This is a genomic window from Anaerotignum faecicola, assembly GCF_003865035.1.
GTDB classification, from domain to species: Bacteria; Bacillota; Clostridia; order Lachnospirales; family Anaerotignaceae; genus Anaerotignum_A; species Anaerotignum_A faecicola.
The window spans coordinates 78,079-99,371 of record NZ_BHVZ01000004.1 but is presented as its reverse complement, the minus strand read 5'-3'; the positions used below and the strand labels follow the sequence as shown (position 1 = coordinate 99,371).

Annotated in this window: 16 protein-coding genes and 1 pseudogene; 14 read left to right on the top strand and 3 right to left on the bottom strand. The window is 42.0% G+C overall.

Annotated features, from left to right (window positions below):
* Positions 1 to 2 precede the first annotated feature (2 nt).
* The 6 genes from EJE48_RS07870 to EJE48_RS07845 all read left to right on the top strand — a co-directional run bounded on the left by EJE48_RS07870 (position 3) and on the right by EJE48_RS07845 (position 4,953).
* Positions 3 to 818 (top strand): hypothetical protein, encoded by an 816-nt coding sequence (locus EJE48_RS07870; protein ID WP_118578597.1) that lies wholly within the window; start codon positions 3 to 5, stop codon positions 816 to 818.
* A 154-nt stretch (positions 819 to 972) separates the two neighbouring features.
* A complete protein-coding gene (locus EJE48_RS07865; RefSeq protein WP_118578599.1) occupies positions 973 to 1,533 on the top strand; it encodes a sigma-70 family RNA polymerase sigma factor in 561 nt (186 codons plus the stop codon).
* 29 nt (positions 1,534 to 1,562) lie between these two features.
* On the top strand, positions 1,563 to 2,240 hold the full coding sequence (locus tag EJE48_RS07860) for a hypothetical protein (RefSeq protein WP_118578601.1): 678 nt from the start codon (positions 1,563 to 1,565) through the stop codon (positions 2,238 to 2,240).
* A gap of 193 nt (positions 2,241 to 2,433) precedes the next feature.
* Entirely contained in the window at positions 2,434 to 2,814 is a 381-nt protein-coding gene (locus EJE48_RS07855) for a BlaI/MecI/CopY family transcriptional regulator (RefSeq protein ID WP_118578603.1), read from the top strand.
* Positions 2,798 to 4,186, top strand: coding sequence for a M56 family metallopeptidase (locus tag EJE48_RS07850; protein WP_118578605.1), 1,389 nt, complete (start codon positions 2,798 to 2,800; stop codon positions 4,184 to 4,186). Before EJE48_RS07855 ends, EJE48_RS07850 begins: the two co-directional genes overlap by 17 nt.
* A 233-nt stretch (positions 4,187 to 4,419) precedes the next feature.
* The gene (locus tag EJE48_RS07845; RefSeq protein WP_124984473.1) at positions 4,420 to 4,953 is read left to right on the top strand and encodes a hypothetical protein; all 534 of its coding nucleotides are present in this window, start codon (positions 4,420 to 4,422) and stop codon (positions 4,951 to 4,953) included.
* Here the strand turns inward: EJE48_RS07845 and EJE48_RS07840 are convergent.
* Positions 4,869 to 5,294: a hypothetical protein gene (locus EJE48_RS07840; RefSeq protein WP_124984472.1), complete on the bottom strand. Its 426-nt coding sequence runs from the start codon at positions 5,292 to 5,294 to the stop codon at positions 4,869 to 4,871. The two genes, EJE48_RS07845 and EJE48_RS07840, sit on opposite strands and share 85 nt — an antisense overlap.
* 541 nt (positions 5,295 to 5,835) lie before the next feature.
* On the opposite strand from EJE48_RS07840, the gene EJE48_RS07835 reads away from it, so the two are divergent.
* The 3 genes from EJE48_RS07835 (at position 5,836) to EJE48_RS07825 (ending at position 8,799) form a co-directional block, all read left to right on the top strand.
* Positions 5,836 to 6,654, top strand: a complete 819-nt coding sequence (locus EJE48_RS07835) for a hypothetical protein (RefSeq protein ID WP_124984471.1) — start codon at positions 5,836 to 5,838, stop codon at positions 6,652 to 6,654.
* 244 nt (positions 6,655 to 6,898) lie between these two features.
* Entirely contained in the window at positions 6,899 to 7,513 is a 615-nt protein-coding gene (locus tag EJE48_RS07830; protein ID WP_118578611.1) for a recombinase family protein, read from the top strand.
* A gap of 86 nt (positions 7,514 to 7,599) precedes the next feature.
* Positions 7,600 to 8,799 carry an ATP-binding protein gene (locus EJE48_RS07825; RefSeq protein ID WP_118578613.1) on the top strand — a complete coding sequence of 400 codons (1,200 nt, stop codon included), beginning with the start codon at positions 7,600 to 7,602 and terminating at the stop codon, positions 8,797 to 8,799.
* A gap of 452 nt (positions 8,800 to 9,251) precedes the next feature.
* Here EJE48_RS07825 and EJE48_RS07820 read toward each other — a convergent pair whose 3' ends face one another.
* Entirely contained in the window at positions 9,252 to 10,565 is a 1,314-nt protein-coding gene (locus EJE48_RS07820; protein ID WP_118578615.1) for an ATP-binding protein, read from the bottom strand.
* Positions 10,552 to 11,298 (bottom strand): LytR/AlgR family response regulator transcription factor, encoded by a 747-nt coding sequence (locus EJE48_RS07815; RefSeq protein WP_243107996.1) that lies wholly within the window; start codon positions 11,296 to 11,298, stop codon positions 10,552 to 10,554. Before EJE48_RS07815 ends, EJE48_RS07820 begins: the two co-directional genes overlap by 14 nt.
* Positions 11,299 to 11,511: 213 nt before the next feature.
* Between EJE48_RS07815 and EJE48_RS07810 the strand changes: the two genes are divergently transcribed.
* The 5 genes and pseudogenes from EJE48_RS07810 to EJE48_RS07790 all read left to right on the top strand — a co-directional run bounded on the left by EJE48_RS07810 (position 11,512) and on the right by EJE48_RS07790 (position 21,283).
* Positions 11,512 to 11,886 carry a hypothetical protein gene (locus EJE48_RS07810; RefSeq protein ID WP_118578619.1) on the top strand — a complete coding sequence of 125 codons (375 nt, stop codon included), beginning with the start codon at positions 11,512 to 11,514 and terminating at the stop codon, positions 11,884 to 11,886.
* A gap of 113 nt (positions 11,887 to 11,999) precedes the next feature.
* Complete coding sequence (locus EJE48_RS07805) at positions 12,000 to 17,873, top strand: stalk domain-containing protein (protein WP_118578621.1); 5,874 nt, start codon at positions 12,000 to 12,002, stop codon at positions 17,871 to 17,873.
* Positions 17,874 to 18,129: 256 nt separating this feature from the next.
* A pseudogene (istA, locus tag EJE48_RS07800) lies at positions 18,130 to 19,425 on the top strand (IS21 family transposase); the annotation flags it as partial.
* Positions 19,422 to 20,198: an IS21-like element helper ATPase IstB gene (gene istB / locus EJE48_RS07795; RefSeq protein WP_124984470.1), complete on the top strand. Its 777-nt coding sequence runs from the start codon at positions 19,422 to 19,424 to the stop codon at positions 20,196 to 20,198. The pseudogene istA and the gene istB, both read left to right, overlap by 4 nt.
* Before the next feature lie 677 nt (positions 20,199 to 20,875).
* A complete protein-coding gene (locus tag EJE48_RS07790; RefSeq protein ID WP_118578625.1) occupies positions 20,876 to 21,283 on the top strand; it encodes a single-stranded DNA-binding protein in 408 nt (135 codons plus the stop codon).
* Positions 21,284 to 21,293: the final 10 nt, after the last annotated feature.

Here is a 21,293-nt window from a genome sequence, read left to right as displayed (position 1 = left end):
ACATGATTTTATTGATTTATATGGGAGTATTATTCTTTTGCTATGGCATTTATAACCTGTTTTGCTACTTTAGTATGTTCCCGACGGCAAAAGCAGGAAGGCATCTGTTAAAGCTGTATCGGAAGAGAGTACGCCTCTGCGATAATATTTTTATGGTTCAGTTGGCGGAAAAACTTGTAAGAAAACTTGATTTAGAACAGAAAGAACCGAGTATGATAAGTGCTGTTTTGAGTTATAACGGTGTGAATTATTCTGCGGCAATTTATCTTTTCAGCAGACTGCTTATAGCAGCGTGCGGCATTATATTATCCTTGCCGTTGGTTTTTATAAGTGTACGTTGGATGCTTGCGATGTGTGTAGGGATAATCCTGTTTACAGCAGCAGACAACGGTTTCATGCTATTACAATATTGGCAGTATATCGATGAATTAAAGCAAGACTTGCCCGTGTTTGGATTACTTGCTGAAAAATATTTTGAAAGACAAGAGGATATGAGTCATTTTATAGAATTAAGCCGCAGGATTTCGGGAGATGCATGGTATGAAATCTGGTCTGGTATGCTGTGTCAGGAAAAACAGCTTTCAGAAGAAGTGCAGTATCAGAGCAGGGGATGGACAGATATATGGTTGCTGAGATTTATAGAGGGAATGGTATCGGAGAAGAAAGCGGAGTATCACAAGGATTTCTGCAGAGACCTATGTAGCGCCCTTTCACAGAAAAGAGAAAAGAGATTACAGCAACTCTGCAAATGGCTTAGATTCCTTCCGGGAGTCTTTTTCTTTTGCCAGATTTTATTGCTTATTTCGTTGTTGACATAAGTTGTCCCAGAATTTAGCCCACGGATTTTTATAATTTGTAGATTTTATAAATTTGGTTTTTTACAATAGAGATAGGAATGTATTCAGTAAAGTGAGGATTTTTACGACGGAAGGCATTTATAGATATAAAATTTTCCGAAAGGAGGGCTATCAGATGGACGAGAGATTAACACAGGAACAAAGAGGATTGGTTGAGGAAAATCTGACAGTGATTGATTCTGTAATCAAAAGTTGTGTTCATGTGAATAACAATATCTGCGGTATGGAGTATGACGATCTTTATCAGATTGGGGCGATTGGTCTTTGCAAAGCGGCAAGCCGATATAAACAGTGCAAGCAAGCTGCCTTTTCTACATACGCTTTTCATGTGATAAAAAATACAATCATTGATTACCTGCGAGGGCTAAATACAAGGTTGCGAGTACAGAGCTGCTTTTTAGAGGAATCAGAGCGATATATAAAACAGCAGTATATGACAGACCTTGCAGGAACTTTATACGAAAGGGAACTTTTACGAGCGTTACAGCAGTCCAAGGAGAACTGTAGTGGTAGTGTACGAAAGGGCATTGAAGCTATAGAACTGAAAATGCAGGGATACAGCGGCAGAGATATTGCAGAACGGTATCATGTGAAGCCCAATTATATTACTGCTTGTATCTCCAGAGCGCAGAAGCATTTGCGGCAAGATGTGGTATTTGTTCGTAAGGTCGCATAAAGGAGAAGAACAAAAGGGGGAACTTACAGGTGATTACATTATATACAGCGGTTGGGAGATATGAATTAAGAAAGAATGAAAACGGCGAAAAGCAGCCGATTGTAACAGTAGATCAAAAGGAAATGGCATTAAGCAGAGAGGAACTGCTGCTCTGGTCCTGCCTGATGTGGGAGATTCTGACGAAAGAAGAAGCAAAAACTTATTTTTTGAAGAAGGCTGTGAGGATGGACGTTTCTCAGGAACGCTTTGATGCAGTTTTGCAAAGACTGGAAGTCAGACAGTTAGTAGTAAGCGCGCAGGCGGAAAAAGGAGATATTGCATTATATCGTCTGTTGGCGAAGCTCTATGTCATACCTCTTGAAAGCAGCTTTATGGTTAAGGTGCAGGCATTTTTTCGTTTTATATTTTTTGAAAAGCTGCCGTTGACAGTGGCGAAGAATGTTTTTCAAAGAGAGAATTACACAGAAATGGAGCGACGTGTGCTACATCTGGCAAGAAAGGCAAGGTTATCCTGTGCAGAGATTCTTGCATGTATCGCAAATGATGAAATTGATACTTCTATTGGAAACCAGTCGGAGTTTCAGAAGGAGAAGGCACGCGATAATCTTGGTTTCTTTTTGTGGTTTTGCGACGGACATAGAAAGGCTTTGGAGGCGATTTCTACATTATATTTGAATAAGGATATAATATTTGATAAACGAAAATAAAACGGTTTGAAAGAGAGGAGAAAACAATGAAGAAATTAGGAAACGGTTGATTATAAATCAGCCGTTTTTTATATAATTATGTGTTTTGTCCAAATATGAAAAAATTGTCTATAAAGAAAATAAGTAGTTGACAAAATATTACACGATGTAATAGAATGAAATTACAAGACGTAACAGAAGGAGGTGATATGAGATGGATGAAAATATGAGTATTTCTAATGCAGAGATGAAGGTAATGAATCATATCTGGAAAACAGGAGCAATGATTACAGTGCCGGAAATGCTGGCAATTTTAAACGAAGAAGGCGAAGAATGGACATACCCTACCGTAGCAACATTCCTGAGACGTTTGGAAGCGAAGGGTATCTTGGGAGTAACCAAAAAGGGGAACAAGCTTTGTTATTTTCCGCTGGTAAGCAAAGAACAATATGAAACAAAGGAAGCAGAAGGTTTTGTAGAAAGCAAATTCGGCGGCTCCTTAAAAAATTTTCTGGTTGCTTTCCGAGGTAGTGACAAAATCAGTAAGAAGGATATGAATGATTTGAAGGCGTGGTTAGATGAATTTGATAATTGAGCGAGCGTTTATTGTTGCATTATTGTTATCTATCAGCGGATTTGTATTCTGTGCGATTTTTTTACCATTTGAAAAGATTGCATATAAGTGGACTTCGGCAAGGACAATGGTCTATGTAAATACAATAGCTCTATTCTCATTTGTAACACCGCTGTATTTTGTTGTATCGCTAAGGGATGGCAGTGAAAAGGCTTTTATTCAGTCAGATCTATTGATACATCAAGATATAAGCAGATATGATGGCTTTATATATAATGTGCGAGAGCAAATACACATGGAATACCTTGGAACCATTTGGTTGATCGGAGTTATTGGCTTTTTCGTTTATTATGTATGGAAATATGCCAGCCTGTTGTATGCCGTAAAAAAGTCTATGTTCTATGTACAGGATGATTTATGGCATAAAACATTCTGTAAGATTAAAGACAGTAATCAGGTATCAAACATAAGCCTGATTGGGTGCTGCAATATATCTACACCATGTACAATCGGTATAAGGAAAAGATACATTGTGATTCCTGCTTATATGATAGCTTTCTTTGATGAAGAAGAAATTGGTTTTATCTTAGAGCATGAGTTTTATCATGTGAAGCATCGGGATTTATTGCGGAAGTTATTGGTGTTGTTCTTAAATTGCCTGAATTGGTTCAACCCGTTGTATTACCTTTTAATGAAAAATCTTTCAGAATGGACAGAAGCTGCCTGTGATGAAGATGTAACAAAAAAATATACAAAGGGGCAAAAACGAAAATATTGCGAGCTGATTATAAAGGTGCTGGAGCTGGAACAGGCTAGAAGCAAAGGAACATTTTTCAGCATTGGCTTTGTAGGATTGGAGATAAAGAATTATAAGTGGAGGATGATAAAGATTATGAAAAAGTGCAGTATGAACAGCAGATTGGGAAAGGTGACAGTCGCAACGATTGCGATGGTGGCAATGTTTTGTGGCAATGCATCGGCGAAGGAATTGGATGTTCCTGTAAATATGCTGTTTTCTAAGAATGTTGAATTTGTAAAAGCGGGCGAATTGGAAGAAGTAGCTGCTGATGATATTCAGATGGAAGGAGAATTTGAAAGTCACACACATATAAATAAAGACAGTCTGGTGGAATTTGAACTGTGCAATACAGATGATATTACATACGAAATTATTTATCAGGGGGAAGTGGCTGATGTGCCGGAACAGGTGCAGGCGCAGGTTGAACCCAGACATGCCCATAAACTTGTGGACATTACTTTAAAGGAACATAAGAAAAAAAGTAATGGTTCTTGTGTTACAACATACTATGAAGGGCAGAAATGCAGCACTTGTGGAACTGTTTGGAAAGGTGATGTAATCAATACTGTTACTATGGCAAAATGTACACATTAAGGTAAATAGCATTTATTAAATATGAGTGCTTTTTATAAATTACATAAATGAGAGGAGGCGGTGCTATGAATGGTAAGAAAAAATCGGTAATGGAGGTGATAAAAAAATCCTGAATGAAAAGGCAGAATCGTGCGGCTAACACAAAATCTGTTTCAATCAGGATTGATAGATATAGTATACAATAAATTCCTATTGTTTTCTATAAATTTATTCTATACGAGGGAGGAAAATATATGAAAGAAAAAATTATGGCTATAGCATTATCTATGGTAATGTTGTTGGGTGGAACATCAACTGCGTTTGCAAGTGGGTCTAATGATAAAGTAGTAAGCGAAGATTTGGCAATGGCAATTGCATATGATTTTCTGCTTTCAAGAGAAGAAAATGAAGATATAATTGAAAAATTGCCAAATGACTATAATTTGATTTTAAGTAAGACAATATATGAGACCGAAGGTGTTCCTTCTGCATACAAATTTGATATTGAAGATGAGAAGGATACTTATCATGGATATATTGTTATTGGTGCGCAAGAAGAATATGCACCTGTCATTGAATACAGCTTTTCTGATGAAAAAGGTTTTTTAGATTCTGCTGAAGCAAATGAAGAAATTTACTATGTCGGCGGGTATGATTATTTTGCGGTTAATGAAGGTACTGGTACAGTAAAAAATTTAAATACTCAAGAAGAAGTACAAAGCGTAAGTATCGATACGTATAACAATAGTACAGACATACCATTTACTCCTACATCACTCACAAACTGAAATTCTCTTGTTGCACCTGTATATTTTTTATTAATACTTGTAAGATACTGATTAATACCAGAAGACAGAAAATTAGGGTATGTTCCATTCTTGGGATCACATCCCGTTGTTTTAAATAATTCATCGTATACATTCTTGATTGTTCCATCTAATAAAACATCCTCACCGAAAGAATGCTTTGCCATGATCATAAGATTGGTTGCTGCAACCGGTCCACAATCCCCAATGTTTCCAACGAAATCATTCATTGTTTTATATGGTGCAAACGTAGAATCAACAATATTTCTAATATTTAAAGACTTATAGCCATCTTCCATTGGAGAAGGATCTTTAATAAACACGGGCACTACTGCCTTCTTTTCATAGGCTTTATATATTGCCTTCCACATATCAGAATAATCAGAAGTGTCTAGTAATGTAAAAAATCAGATTTGCCAAATTATTCAGTTGGATAAAGGCAGCTTGTATGGTGCACATTATGTATACACATTTGGGTATGAAGAATACGTTCATACAAATAAAACAAATGTTTATTTTATGATTGCAGATGGATGGAATTCTGGCGTGAGATATATTCTGTATGACAAAGATAAGATGCTTACGTTAGTAACTGTTAAGTTTTAAATTATAAAGAAATAAAAATGTAGAAATTTTTTCTGACAATTTCCTTATTTTTATTTTATAGTGAAGGAGCGACGTTGAGAAGTGAAAAAAATCTTATATTTCTTATGTATAGTATTATTTTCTACAACGGTATATGCTGCATCGGATACAAGCAATGCAACATTGAATAATGCTCAGGTGCGTTTTAATAATGGCGAGATACAGACAATCCAGTGCTATAACATTAATGGATACAACTTTGTTAGGATAAGAGACATTATGAACCATTTAGATATGGCAGTATATGCAATCCAGAATGATAATAAAGGTGTGGTGGTAGATCCTTATGATATACCCACGTCCAACGAGCCGCTGAAAGAATTAACCCAACAGACCGCTAAAGTCAAAGTGGAAAAAGGCAGACTCATTTATGATGATTCTAGCAGTGAAGCCGAGTATTTTCTTTTGAACGGAAGATATTATTTTAAGCTAGCTGATATAGAAAAAGCAACAAATAAAGCATGGGGTTCTATTATTGTAAGCCATCAGGTTGTTGGAATGGCAATAAATAATGGTTATGTATTTGAAAAATTCCCAAGGATCGATATAACATGGAATGATTCTGAAAAAATTATTAATGTCAATATAATTCAAGAAGATATTCAAAAGATCGGTAGTAATTTTTTGAAAAAAACAACCGAGAGAGATGGTTATGAAGGTGAGAGTTATAATTTTGATGCGGATTTCATCTGTATTCAGCAAGGATCGGATTATATATATATAACGAATGAAGCTGATATCAATTTGGTGCTCGATGAATTGTCTGATTTATTAAACCAAGGGGAGATTGTTGAATCCCCAGGAAAGAATGTATTAAGACCAACAGCAAATTTTATGTATCGAATAGTTTGGGTTACAAACGAAGAAATCAAGGATTTTGCTATTTATAAAGATGACAGAGTATATCAACATATGTCTGATACTGAAGGAAACGATATAGCTGTATCAAAGACAGAATTAGATGTTTTTTTGAAAATTGTAGATAAGTTATTTGAAAATGCCGGAGATACATACCACCAAGATAGTTATGACACATGAGAGGTATTCCTCGTAGTAGCTTTTAAGGAGCAACAGCTTAAGGGGTGCTAAGCACAATTTTTTGTGACAGTTTCCTTTAGACTTTGAAAATAATATTTTCAAAGTTACTTTTCATAAAATTTTTCATCCAGCAGCTCCGGGGCAAAGTGCTCTGGGGCTGTATTCCTTTGTATAAAAAAATGGGAGGGCCTATGCTCACCCATTCGATTTTTAGAATTTTTTGCTATACAAGTGTTGCATTAATATGGGAACGAAGATGGAAGGAAGGGAAAAGTGGCTGAAGCTGATTAAGAACGTCCGACAAGGGGACAGAATCGTTTTTGATTCTGTCAGCCGTATGTCGAGGGATGCGGAAGAAGGATTCACAGCCTATGAAGAATTATATCATAGGGGAATTGATTTGGTATTTCTCAAAGAGCCGCATATCAATACCAGTGTCTACAAGAAGGCAATGGAGTCCGGCATTGAAATGACAGGTACTACTGTAGATTATATTCTGGAAGGTGTAAACAAGTATATGCTGGCTCTTGCGAAGGAGCAGATAAAAATATGTTTTGAGCAGGCAGAGAAGGAAGTTAAGGATTTGCGGAGAAGAACCATTGAGGGAATCGAAACGGCTCGTTTGAATGGTAAGCAGATAGGACGAGCTGCCGGCACAAAAATTGAATACGAAAGTACAAAGCAGAAAAAACGGGAAATATATAAGTATTCCTCGTCCTTTAACGGTATGCTGAAGGATAAGGAGGTTATAAAACTGTTTGGAATTAGTAGAAATTCCTATTACAAATATAAGAGAGAGATAAAAGAAGAAATAGGGTGGAGAAAGTGTGTGGGGAAAGAACCAATAAAACTATCATAATTCTTATAATTTTTAAGGTGTAAACAGAAAAAATGTTTTAAATTATATAGTTTTTTGTTATAATAAATAAGAAAGGTGATGATAACATGATTTTTAGACCGGATTATATCGAAGCAATAAAACCATTTATAAATCAACCTCTGGTAAAAATTCTTGCAGGTATCCGACGCTGTGGAAAATCTACTATTTTTGAAATGCTAAAAGAAGAATTACTTAGCCGGAATGTACCGGAATCATGTATTATAATGAAGAGATATACAGAAATGGATATTCCTGAGAATATTACAGCGAAGCAGATGTATGATGAACTTATTGCAGAAATTGCAGGAAAAGAGAAATGTTATATACTTCTGGATGAGATTCAAGAGATTAAAGGTTGGGAGAAAGCAGTTAATAGCTTGCTTGAAGGTACAAATGCGGATGTTTATGTAACCGGCTCCAACTCCAAACTTATGTCCAGTGAGATTTCTACTTATCTAACAGGGCGGTATGTTTTGATTCCTGTATTTACATTATCTTTTCAGGAGTATTTAGATTTCAAAGCGAACAGTACATTGTCCAGACGAGAGCTACTTGAAGAGTATATTTGTTCTGGTGGATTTCCGATAATTGCAATCGGAGATTATGAAACGCAGCCGGCATATCAAATTGTCAATGGCATTTATCATACGGTTGTTTCTCGTGATATAGTGAAGCGACACCGCATCAATAAACAGGATTTGTTTGATCGTGTGGTGAAGTATGTCATAGAAAATATAGGGAAAACATTTTCTGCGAATTCTATTTCTAATTTTCTTAAAAATGAGCATAGAAAAATATCTGTAGAGAGTATTTATAATTATTTAAGATGGCTGGAACAGGCATTCATCATTTATCCTTGTGCAAGATACGATTTACAAGGAAAAAGTATTTTGAAAACACAGGAGAAGTATTATCTGGCTGACTTTTCTCTTAAATATGCTCTCATGGGGTATAATCGCAAAATGCTGGACGGAGTAATAGAAAATATAGTTTTTCTTGAATTAAAACGGCGAGGATATGATGTTTTTATCGGAAAGAACGATACCAAGGAAATAGATTTTGTGGCAATCCGACGAGATGAGAAGATATATGTGCAGGTGTGTGTGCAGCTTCCGGAAAAGTCTGATCGTGAAGTGGGAAATCTAATGGAAATTAAAGACCACTATCCTAAGTATGTTGTTACTTTAAATGATTTGGATGTGGGAATTGAAAATGGTATTAAAATTGTCCATTTGTCAGATTTTCTTCTTTCATCACAGTGGTAAAACGGTAGGGTATAAGGAGTCAAAAAAGAAGAATACGGATAACGTGATGAGGAAAATATTGAAATAAGTGTAATTGACTTTTATGCTCTGGAACATTGTAATTGAGGGCATGAAAGTCAATTTTAATTTTGAAAGAAGGTAATTGGATGAATGTGTTGTAGACAATCACCCTCAATATGCAGTCAAATTTTCAAAAATAGGATATAGAAAGGACGGTAATATTACCAATATTCCATTATATCTAGTCGGAAAGACCAAGGAGCTTTTAGAGGGTGAGAGAGATTTGGAGTGAATATAGAAATGGTTTTGTGACAGATATAAAAGAAAAATTATAGCTTAGTAAGAAAACGGTTGATTATAAATTAACCGTTTTCTTGTGCCTTTATAGGAAATTCCGATTTTTTATAAAATTTTCCGAAAAAAACCGTTTGATGCACAGAAGGGGGATTCTGTCAGTCAGCAGAGGAAAGCATAACCGAGGCATAGAATACTCCTTCCCTCCATTCAAAACGAGCATCCCCATTATAGCGTTCCGCGGTCATTCGTACAGATTCCGTCCCAATCCCAAAGCCATCGTGCTTGGAGGAAATGAGCCGTTTTTCATCGGAGAGCGGCGGTTGGTCGCTGGTGTTATCCATCGTCAGATAAAGGCTTCCCTGCTGGCGAATGTGCAGACGGATGAAGCGTGGTGTTTTGGAGGCGGCGCAGGCATCAAGGGCATTTTCCAGAAGGTTTCCCAAAAGCGAACAGAACTCCGGCTCCGGAATAATCGTCTGCTCCTCCATTTGAACCACAGCCTCCAAATCGGTTTTTTGGAGAAGGGCCTGCTCTGCATAGTGGTGCAGAATGGCATCCACAGCATAATTTTTGCAAAATGGATGAATTGTATCGGGTGGCAGACTTTCTCCGTATGCTTTCACATAGGCCGCCACTTTGGAGATATCGCCGCTTTCCACACAGCCCTGCAATGCCTTGAAATGCTGATGCAAATCATGTCTGGCACGGCGGGTGTCGGCAATACTCTTTTGCAGAGTGCGATACTGGGCAGTTTGCATTTGCAGCAGTTTGTTTTCCTGTGACAGACGGATATTTTTGGCAATCCCTCTTGCCATCCAGTAAAACAGGGCATAATAAAGCAGCATCAGCCCCAGAAGTGCAAGAATTAAAATCGGATAGAAGTGCATCACACGGTTGGTATAAAGCGTGGAATATTTCCTGGGGCGAAGGGTGGTATTCAGACACCAGAACACCAACGGCAATATCCAGAATATATACCAGGTTTCCGGCGTTTCCACCTCATCCAACAGCCAACGGGCGGCGTGTGTGGCAGGGTAGCATAAAACCCCCAGCAACAGCCAGCACAGCAGGACATAAAGAATGGTACTGTTTAGGGAAAGCGCAACTGCACCACTCCGCCGAAACAGAGTGGCATCTATCAGAATTGCCAGATTATACATGCTGGAAAATACACCGCAAACTGCCAGAAATACGTTGACGGTTTTCCACCGAGATAGCGGAACTGCTTTGCAATAGAACAGCAGAAGCAATGCCTGCGTCAAAAGCATACAGAGCTTTGTGCTATAACGAAGCCGCCAGCAGAGCCAGCCCGCCCCTACACACCACAAAATCAAAGTGGGAATGCCCCACAGCAAGAGGAGCCTTCCCTTGCCGTTCAGATGGTTTTTCATCGGTAGAAAGCACAGAATGATAGCGGGGATAGAGATGGAAAGCTCCAGCATCGGGTGGAGCATATCATAGAGTTCCATTTGTGAAGCCTCCTCTCATGCGGGCATAGGCAAAGGAAAGATATTTTTCCCGTACCTCCTTATATTTTAATCGGCTGACAGGAACAGATGTCCCATCTGACAGAAGAAAATGACTTGCCGTTAAGCTTTCCACCTGCTCCAGATTGACCAGAACGCCACGCATACAGTCGCAGAAATAAGGATATGCCAACAGCAGAGCCGCAAAATCAGCCTGCCGCATGGAGATGAGGCGTGTTTTTCCGCCAAGCAGATGAACCTCTACATTGCGACTTTGGTATTCGGTATAGGTAATTTGATGGAGCAGAAGTGGTGGCTGTTCTGCAGCACCCGGAATGATTACGCACTGGCTTTGCTCCAAAAGCTCCGCACTGCAGCGTGAAAGTGCCTGTGTTAGATTTTCATAGGAAAAGGGCTTTACCAGATAATATGCCGCCCCAACTTCATAGCTGTCCACAGCGAACTCTCCGGTGGTGGTTGTAAAGATTAGCTGACAATGCGTATCCTGCTCCCGAATTTTTCGGGCAACCTCCATACCGGTTATGCCGGCCATATAAATATCCAGAAAGATTATATCAAAGGCATTCGGAGCGAAATGGGCAAGCAGAGCCTCGCCGCTTTCCAATATAACAGGGGAAGGAACCAGAGGAATCCCCTGTTCCGATGCCCAGCGGCAGAGGAACTTCCGCAAAGCTTCGGAATCGGTGGAAAGGTCATCTACAATGGCAATCCGCATAATTTTCGCCTCCTAACTTAAGAATTTTGCTTTTCACGAACTATTGTATCATATTTTTTTTCGGTTTGACCTACATTTCGTGCAGATTTTTGACATCTCATGCAAGACCTATTGACAGAGTGGTGAAAAATGGTATCCTAAATTTAGTCGGTTCTGTAAAAGAATCGATTTTTTTTATGCCTTTTTAATCTGCTGTGGAAGGGAGGCGGCGTGTTGAAGATTGCACTTTACAATGAAAACCTTAGAGAACTGGAAATTTTGTTAGGACAGCTTGACCAATGTGCCAGAGAATATCTGCGTTTTGTGGAGATTACCCCCTATGTGAGACAGGAGGATTTTTGCAGCTTGGTGCGGGATGGGCCTGAGGTTGATTTATTTGTGGTGGCGCAGGATGGCACCTTTAGTCTGGAGATTATGGAGCTGCTGTGGGAGAAAAGACCGCATGCGCATATTTTTTGGTTTTCGGATTTGGATTTTGCCTTGCGTGCCTATCGGTACAATGCGGACTGGTTTGGGAAAAAGCCTGTGGATATTCATAGCCTGCGGAAAGCCTTTGGACAGATTTTGTATCGGAGAGAATGCTTATGACAGTGTTATTGAAAAAATGCACCGAACAGGGCGCAGAATCAAATACAGGAAAAAAAGAGGAGGTATTGAGTAGTTCCGACAGAAAATGAGGAAAAAGAAGGGAGAGAGTATAAATGGGAAATCGAAAGAGATTGACCGCATTTTTATTGACAGCGGTAATGATTTTGACCATGCCGCAAATGCAGATAGCGGCGGCAGAGGTTGAGTCCCCTGCTGGTGCAGGCTTATGTATACACCACACGAAGCATACAGAGGATTGTGGGTATACGGAAGGAGAGAAGGGAACACCCTGCGGGCATGTGCATACAGAGGATTGCTATGCACCGATGAAGCAGTGTGTGCATGAGCATGGGGAGAGCTGTTATCCTGTTGCGGAGGACAGTGCATCAGAGAATACGGCGGAAAGAGAGCCGCATATCTGTACCCATGAATGCAGTGAGGAAAGCGGCTGTATCACAGAAAAATTAGACTGCCGACATGAGCATAATGCGGACTGCGGCTATTCCCCTGCTACCGAGGGAACGCCCTGCACCTATGAATGTGAGGCCTGCTCAGGACAGGAGCAAATCAATGCACTGCCGAACATAGAGGATAGCCACAAAGAAAATGCCGAAGAAATTGAAGCTCTGCTGGCTGTTGCGGCAGAAACAACAAACAAAATGCCGGCAGGAAAAGGCACAGAAGAATCCCCCTACCAAATTACCAACGCAGAGGAGTTGGCATGGTTTCGGGATACGGTGAATAGCGGAAAAGCTAATATTCACGCCAAACTGCTGCATGACATTGACCTGAATAACGTCATCTGGGAGCCCATTGGAACCAAGGAAAAGCTCTACAACGGCACCTTTGACGGAAACGCCTATACCATAAGGAATTTTTGGCTGGGGAACCACGCTAAGCAAGAAGGAATTTCTGAAAAGGGCCTTTTCGGCCGGATTGGATCAGACGGTACAATACAGGATCTGGTTGTGAAGGTTGAATGCATCGGCTCTGCGGCGTACCCCAACAATTTCAATGTTACCAAATGTGGACTGATTGCGGCGTATAACGAAGGCACTATCCGGCGCTGCAGTGTTATGGTCAATTATACGCTCTATGTTGCGGGGGAGATCGGTGTCATCGCCTACCAAAATAGTGGCATAATCGAAAACTGCCTGAGTGCGGTGGGGACGGGAACGGGAAATCCAAAATTTCAGGGTCGTATTCCGGATGAAGCCTCTGCTGCAGGCATTGCCTATGAGAATTCAGGCACAATCAAAAACTGCCTGTTTGATGGTGAACTCCGAACGGATGGGTTCATAGGCACTTCCTATGTGCCGAAAGACTATGCCATTGCACAAAATAGCTCCGGTGGTAAAATCACAAACTGTTACTATTACCACTCCGAACCAAGATTCGGCGGTGTAACATACAACGGTGAACTATACAAGGATGGAGACAAATTCACAGTAATATCCAAGACGCAGAAGGTGATGGGCACCGGCGAAGTGACCTGGCTGTTAAATGAAGATGGGCAGAATGACATCTGGCGGCAATCTACGTTTCCTTCTCTGGATAAAAGCTACGGCAGGGTCAAGAAAAATAATGATGGGACGTATTCCATTGTAACCCCTCATATACACAGACTGGATAACGGCACGCAGACAGAATTCAAGGAGGTTAACTCTTTGGATGAAATCACAGGAGACAAATCAGACACAAAATACTACTGCCTGAGCGAAGATGTTACCCTAAGCACAGCATGGGAAGCTCCGAATCGGGATATTATGCTTTGTCTGAACGGAAAGAGCATCACAGCCCCTAACGGTGCTTCTGCAATTACCGTAGATGACGGCAGCACCTTCACTCTGATGGACTGCAAGAATGGCAAAGTCAGCGGTGGTTCCTCCGGCGTTGCGGTGACAGGCGGCACGTTCAACCTGCACAGCGGCGTAATCAGCGGCAATACCACCGGCGTACTGCTTGATAGCGGGAAATGTACGCTGAAAGGCGGTTCCATTACCAAAAACACCACAGGTGTGGATTATCTGGATGGCACGCTTACCCTCAGCGGCGGTGCAAAGGTAATTGAGAACAAGACGAAAAATATTCTGCTTCACACAAGGAAAACGCTCTCCTTCGGGAAGCTGAATGCCGATGCACGCTTTGGCATTTCTGTAGAAAATTCGGATTCCCCTGAGGCACCCATCCCCGTTACTGACACAACCGGCGGAGAATATTTCAATAACCTCTTCCCGGATGATGCGCTCGCAAACGAGCTGTATCGGGAGGAGAATGTGGTGTGGCTTCGCACACAGGGGCATACAGCGCACTGTGTCTGTGGTGGTACACACACAGCTATTGGCGATCATGCGGAGGAAAAGGAGTTGAATTTTCAGCCGTGGAATCCCTATGCGGAAAATCCTGCAAAGCCTCAGATGCCGACCTCTATGCCCGAAGGTGTGGACGGCTACTACCTGACACAGGATGTCAAGCTGAATAGCATTTGGGAACCGTCGGATGTGGTGCTTTGTTTGAACGGACATAAGATGACCTTCTCCGGCTATGGTGCCGTGAAGATTTCTGGAAACGGAAAGTTGACGCTGACAGACTGCGGGACAACCGGCAAGCTTTGCCGAGAGGGCAATGAAGTATACAAGAAAGGTGGCATTTCCCTCTCAACAGGAAGCACCTTTGACATGTACGGCGGCACGATTACCGGTTTTCAGAACGGTGTATCCACCGACCAAGTGGGTGGAACAATCCATCTGTACGGAGGGACGATTACCGGAAATGAGACTGTCCACGGTGCCGGCGTGTTTTGCTGGGGCAGTAGTAGCAATCCCTCAACATTCATCATGTACGGCGGAAAAATCACAAATAACCATGCAACCTATTCAGGTTCAGATATCAACGTAAAACCGTCAGGCGGAGGCGTATTTCTGAGAGAGTACAGTAAATTTGAAATGTACGGCGGCGAGATTACCGGCAACACCGCTACTTATGGCGGTGGTGTGTACTGCGGTGCAATCGTCGCCCCCAACACCGCAGAGATGATCCTGCACGGCGGCAAAATTACCGGCAACACCGCTACTTATGGCGGCGGCGTGTACTTCAAGGACAAAGCCTTTCAGGTCACCGGCAAAGGCAAGGTAACAATTACCGACAACACTGGAAATGGCGGAAAAAATGTGGTTTTGTTTGATGGGAAAACCATTCAGGTAATGGAGAAACTGCATGAAGAAACCCGCATCGGTGTGACATCCTTTCATGGCCCTACCGATGGAGAGTCGATTCCTATCGCTAAGACGGAAAATAAAGACTGGATCAAGGAAGGAAACTTCACCTCTGACATTTCCGACTATGGTATCGCCCTATCAGATGACGGCAAAACCGTGCAGCTTCAGACACACCGGCATAGCTGGGAGTACAACGTCAGTCAGGACGGTACAACTATTACGGAACATTGTACGGCAGAAAACTGCGGACTGCCCAAAGGCAACGGTGGCAGTGTGATTATCAAGGCTCCTGCGGACAATTTGATTTATGACGGACAAGGAAAGGCCGCAGTTCTGGAAAACACCCTTATCTCCGATGTGTCTGTATCGGACATTACCTATACCAAGGGTAGCACTGCTATTACCGGAACGCCCACCGATGCGGGCACCTATACCGCCGCTGTTACCGTGGAGGGAAAGACGGCAAAAGTGCAGTACACCATTGCGCAGTCCGGGACTGAGTTTAGCGGCGGAGTGAAAGTGAGTGCCTATGTCTACGGCGATCCTATCTACGTCACTGTGACACCTAAGGCAACCGGCAAGGCTCCTGTTAAAAAGGCGCGAACACTTAACACGCCTCAGGCAGGTCAGATGGCAATTTACGAAGGAGACAGACAGCTTACTGAGGCGAAAGATGTAACCTCCGGCAACAAGCTAACCTTTACCATTGACACCGCAAAAGCGAATCTCGGAAAGGGACGGCACACGCTCACCGCAAAATTTGTAGGATCGCAAAATATGGCAGCGCAGGCAGAAACGAAGCAAGTATATATTCGGCAGGCCGGGATTGCAAATGCAGATGTTGCGGTAGCGGGCGAATCGTTTATCTATACAGGCTCTCCGATTACCCCTGCTGTAAGCGTAACATTAAAGAACACACAGCTTGTTGAGGGCCGCGATTATACGCTTGCCTATACGGATCACACCAATGCGGGCACAGCAACCGTGACCGTTACCGGCATAGGCAACTATATCGGTACAGCAAAAAAAACCTTTGCCATCAGCAAGGCAGCGGCCCCTGAAATCAGTTGGCCAACGGCAAGCGCAATTACCTGCGGGGAAAAGGTGTCGGACAGCCGCTTGAGCGGAGGCAGTACCCAATACGGTACATTCGCTTGGTCGGATGATGTAAAGGATACGACTCCCGCAGTGGGAACTTCCTCGTATAAAGTGGTGTTTACTCCCAGTGAAGATACGGAAAAGAACTATGAAACGATTTCCGCAACGGAGCAGGATGTTTCCCTAACCGTTAATGCAAAAAGCTTGACCGATGCCCAAGTGACGGTATCCGGCAGCTATACATATACCGGTCAGGCTCAAATTCCGGCCGCTGATGCGGTAACAGTTCAGGTAGACGGTAAAACGATTCCTAAGGACCGGTACACAATTTCTGCCAGTGATAATACGAATGCCGGACAGGCCACAGTGACCGTCACCGGCAAAGGCGACTATATCGGCACAGCAAGCGGAACCTTTACTATCGGCAAGGCAACGCCTAACCCGACTATACCGACCGAATTGAACGCTGTTTATGGCAGCACACTGAAGGATGTACCTCTGCCGAAGGGATGGGCTTGGGATACTCCCGACAGCTCTGTTGGCAACGTGGGAAAGAAAACCTTTGCGGCTACTTACACCGAGGACAACAGCGGCAACTACAACACAGTACAGAAAAACCTTACAGTGAAGGTGGCGAAAAAAGCGGTTACCGTTACGGCACTGGACAAGAGCGCCTACATCGGCAGCGATGTGCCGGCTCTGAGCAATCCGGAAGCAGGTAAGGATTACAAGATAGAGGGTTTGGTCGGTACAGATACCCTGAACGGCACTGTAACATTGACCTATGCGCAGACACCGGATATGAGCAAAGTCGGCAAAACCACAATCAACATTACCGGTACGCTGTCAAATGATAATTATGATATTATTTATGCCAATGGAACACTGACCGTTTCCAATCGACATTCCGGTGGCGGTGGCGGCGGTGGCGGCAGTAAGCCTGCGGAAAAACCCACAGAAAAACCCGCAGAAAAGCCTGCTGTATCTCCTACCGTGGATGGCAAGAATGATACCGTAAAAATAGCAGAAACCACAGCAGAAGCAAATACGGCGGCGGCAAATGCAGCGAAGTCGGATGATAAGGTAACGCTGGTAACAGAGGGAACGAGTGTTTCCGGTAAGGATTTCACAGAACCTGCGGTTTTGAAAATTCCTGCGGATACCAAGGATGTGAAGAATGTAAATCAACTGACCTTGGCAAGATTGAACGCCGAAACAGGCAAGCTGGAAATTGTTGGCGGCAGCTATGATGCAAAGGCGAATGCGGTTGTTGGTTATGTGGTAGAGGAAGGCAGCTATTTCGTTGTGGAAAAGGAGAGCCTAACAACAATTAGCATGCAGATTGGCAATAATGGTGTTGTGCTGAATAATGAAAACAAGATTTTGGATGCGGCACCCTTGATTTCGCAGAACAGAACGATGGTTCCGCTGAGATTTATTGCAGAGGCATTCGGTGCAAATGTAAGCTGGGCGCAGGATACAAAGACAGTTACCATCGTGATTGACGGCAAGGTTTTGACCATGAGAATCAATCAGGAATTGGAAGGCTTTGGCGCAGCACCCATCATCAGCAACGGACGCACGATGGTTCCCATTCGCTATATTTCCGAGGAATTGGGCGCAAACGTGATTTGGGTTCCTTCCACAAAGACAGTTGCGATTGCAAGATAACTATGCTTGGGAAAAAGAAAGCAAAATGAAGTATTCCAAAAAGTGAGAAAAATATATTTAATGTAAATTGTTTTAGGGGCGAAAAGGGCTTGCTATCTGTGTATTGCAGAGGGCAAGCCCTTAAGCCTTTTCGGCAGCTTAAAAATGGATGATTTGGAGCCTTTATCTCAAACTTAGGTTAAAGTCTATTTTTTATATGCTGAGATTGATGATTTCACAACTTTTCTATGTGGAATTGGCACCAGGAAAATGGAATCGGAACGGCGTAAACAAAAAGCTTCTCTGGGTAGAATACTGCGAGGAGTGCCGCATGAGCAGCGAAGAGCCTCTGATGTATTCTCAGTTCTGCTACTACATCCAGAAGGATGAAGAAAAACGCAGGGCTACCATGCATATCCCCAGAAAACCAGGTGAACAGATTGAAGTTGACTGGGCCGGTGATCCTGCCCACATCATTGATCCGGACACCGGAGAAATCACAGATGCATGGATATTTGTAGGTGTATTAACTTACAGTCAGTATGCTTTTGTAAAAGCATATATGAATGAGAAAACCGACAACTGGATCAAAACTCATGTCCAGATGTTTGATTTCTTTGGAGGTGTCACACCTATGCTCGTTTCTGATAACTGTACAACTGCAGTGAATCATAAAAAGAGTGACTGGTACAACACTGCCTTAAACACAACTTATCGTGAGATGGCAGAACATTACAATCTTGCCATCCTTCCGGAAAGAGTCCGGAAACCAAAGGATAAACCGAATGTAAAGGGATCAGTAGGAAAGATATCCACATGGATAACAGCAGCTCTTCGCAATGAGCAGTTTTTCTCTCTTGCAGAACTGAATTCATCTATCCGTGAAAAACTGGATGCCTACAATGCCCGTAAATTCCAGAAAAAAGAATGTAGCAGACTTAGTTTATTTCTTGGGGAAGAAATGCCATTACTGGCTCCGTTGCCTGCTACACCTTTTGAACTGGCTGAGTGGAAACAAGCCACCATCCAGTTTAACTATCACATCGCAGTAGACAGAATGTTCTACTCCGTGCCTTATCAGTATATCAAAAATAAGGTTGATGTGCATATAACAGATACAACGGTTGAAATATTTTATAATCACAATCGTATTGCCTTTCACAGAAGACTCTATGGAAGAAGTGGTCAGTATTCTACTGTGACAGAACATATGCCGCAGGAACACCAGAAATATCTGGAATGGAACGGTGACCGGTTCCGTAAGTGGGCTGATTCGATTGGAATTAACACAAGTAAGGTTGTCGATGCAATACTTACCTCCGGCAGGATTGAACAGCAATCCTACAGAAGCTGCACGGGATTATTGAAACTGGCAGAAAAATATTCACCAGAAAGGTTGGAGCAGATCTGTGCTAAGGCACTTTCTTATTCCGGTAAACCCAGCTATAAAAGTATCAAAAATCTGTTGGCTGCAGCGAAGGATGTACCTAGTACTGAACCAGAATCATCTCAAGTAGTAAAACCACACGGCATAACCAGAGGAGCCAGATACTATGGAGGCAAACAATCATGACAAATCAAAGTACAATCGATAAACTTATTGAAATGCGTCTGACTGCTATGGCAGATGCATTCCGCATCCAGATGGATGATCCTGCAATGAAGGAAGTTCCATTCGAAGATCGGTTCGGCATGCTTGTTGATGTCGAATACAGCAACCGCAAAAACAATCGTCTGAAAAGGCTGATCCGCCAGGCTGAGTTTGAACAGCCAGATGCCAGCATCGCAGCGATTGATTACCATTCTGGACGAAAGCTGAACAAAGCACTGATCAACCGTCTGGTAACCTGTGAATACATTACAGAATACCGGAACATCTTTATTACTGGAGCAACTGGAAATGGTAAAACTTATATGGCCTGTGCCTTTGGCATGGAAGCATGCAAGCACTATTACTCAGTACGGTATGTACGACTTCCTGATCTATTATTGGACTTACAGGCTGCCAGGGACAACGGAACTTTCTCGACTGTCCTGAAGAAATACACCAAGCCAATAGTACTGATTATTGATGAGTGGCTGCTTCTTAAACTGACAGAAGCTGAAGCCAGAAATCTTTTTGAACTGATACATAAAAGACGAAAAAAATCTTCAACGATCTTTTGTTCTCAGTTCCGTGAAAGTGAATGGTACCAGCAAATCTGTGATGGTGAAAGTACTCTTGCCGATGCCATCATGGATCGTATATCGTATGATTCCTATAAAATCGATATTGAAAGTGTTGACCCATCTAAAGACCTCTCTATGAGAGAAGTATATGGACTGGATCCAGCAATGGCAAAGTAACTTAATAAACAAAATGGGGTGGCTCCGTTAGTCCGGACAGGTGGCTCTCGCCACACCGGACTGGCGGCTTTGCCGCACCGTAATATTCATAAATAGAGGAAGAACAAGTTATGGAATAAGTATAAGTTCAAAAAATGTATGTAGCAATTGCGAGTTAAGATTCTGTATACTTATCGGTTTCAATGGTCAAGTAGATCATGCAAGCTACAGAAATATTCTAAAAAGGTCCTATAAGTTCATAGTCAATGCTGATAATTTAGCAGATTTTTTAAAGAATTTGTAAAAAAGTTGGAGTAATAAAAAAACATTCTTAGCGTTCATATAGGAAATTTTTTCTGGCTGCTAAGCACAATTTTTTGTGGCAGTTTCCTTTAGACTTTGAAAATAATATTTTCAAGGTTGCTTTTTCAAAAAAGATTTTTCATCCGGCAGCTCCGGGGCAAATTGTCTTGGAGCTGCATTCCTTTGTACAAAAAGGTTGAATTGACAATCTAATGGAATTATGCTACTCTTAGTCCATAAGATTGATTTTTACCAAGCATTGATTTTGGTATGTTGTTTAAGGATAAAAAAGCGTTTTTGTTTTTACGTCTAAATGGCGTGAAGCAAAGACGCTTTTTTGTTTTATTCAAATTTATTTTTTTAATGCCCGAACCGGGCGGAAAGGAGTATGCGGTATGATGATTCACATGACAACGGTAGGCGGTGTTACAGCGGATATTGAGGGGAAGGAGAGTGCCAATGGCGCAACGTATCTTTCCTTTGATCTTGCAGTAACAAAGGGCTACGGCACAAGCAGGCACACAGTATATTTACAGGTATGGGCCTTTCGTGCGATTGCTGAACGGCTTATAGCAGCAAAGGTCAAGAAAGGGAGTCAGCTTTTGATTTCCGGTGATTTTGATGTTGTTACATTTGAGCGGAAGGATGGCAGTAAAGGGACGGTAAACAAGGTGATTTTGCAGGATTGGGAGTTTGTAAGCGGCAGCAAAAATAATGAGGATAAAGCTGAGGAAAAGAAATCTCAACCAAAGGCAACGTATCAGGAGCATTACTGCACAGATGATGAGGATCTTCCGTTATAAGATGCGGAAG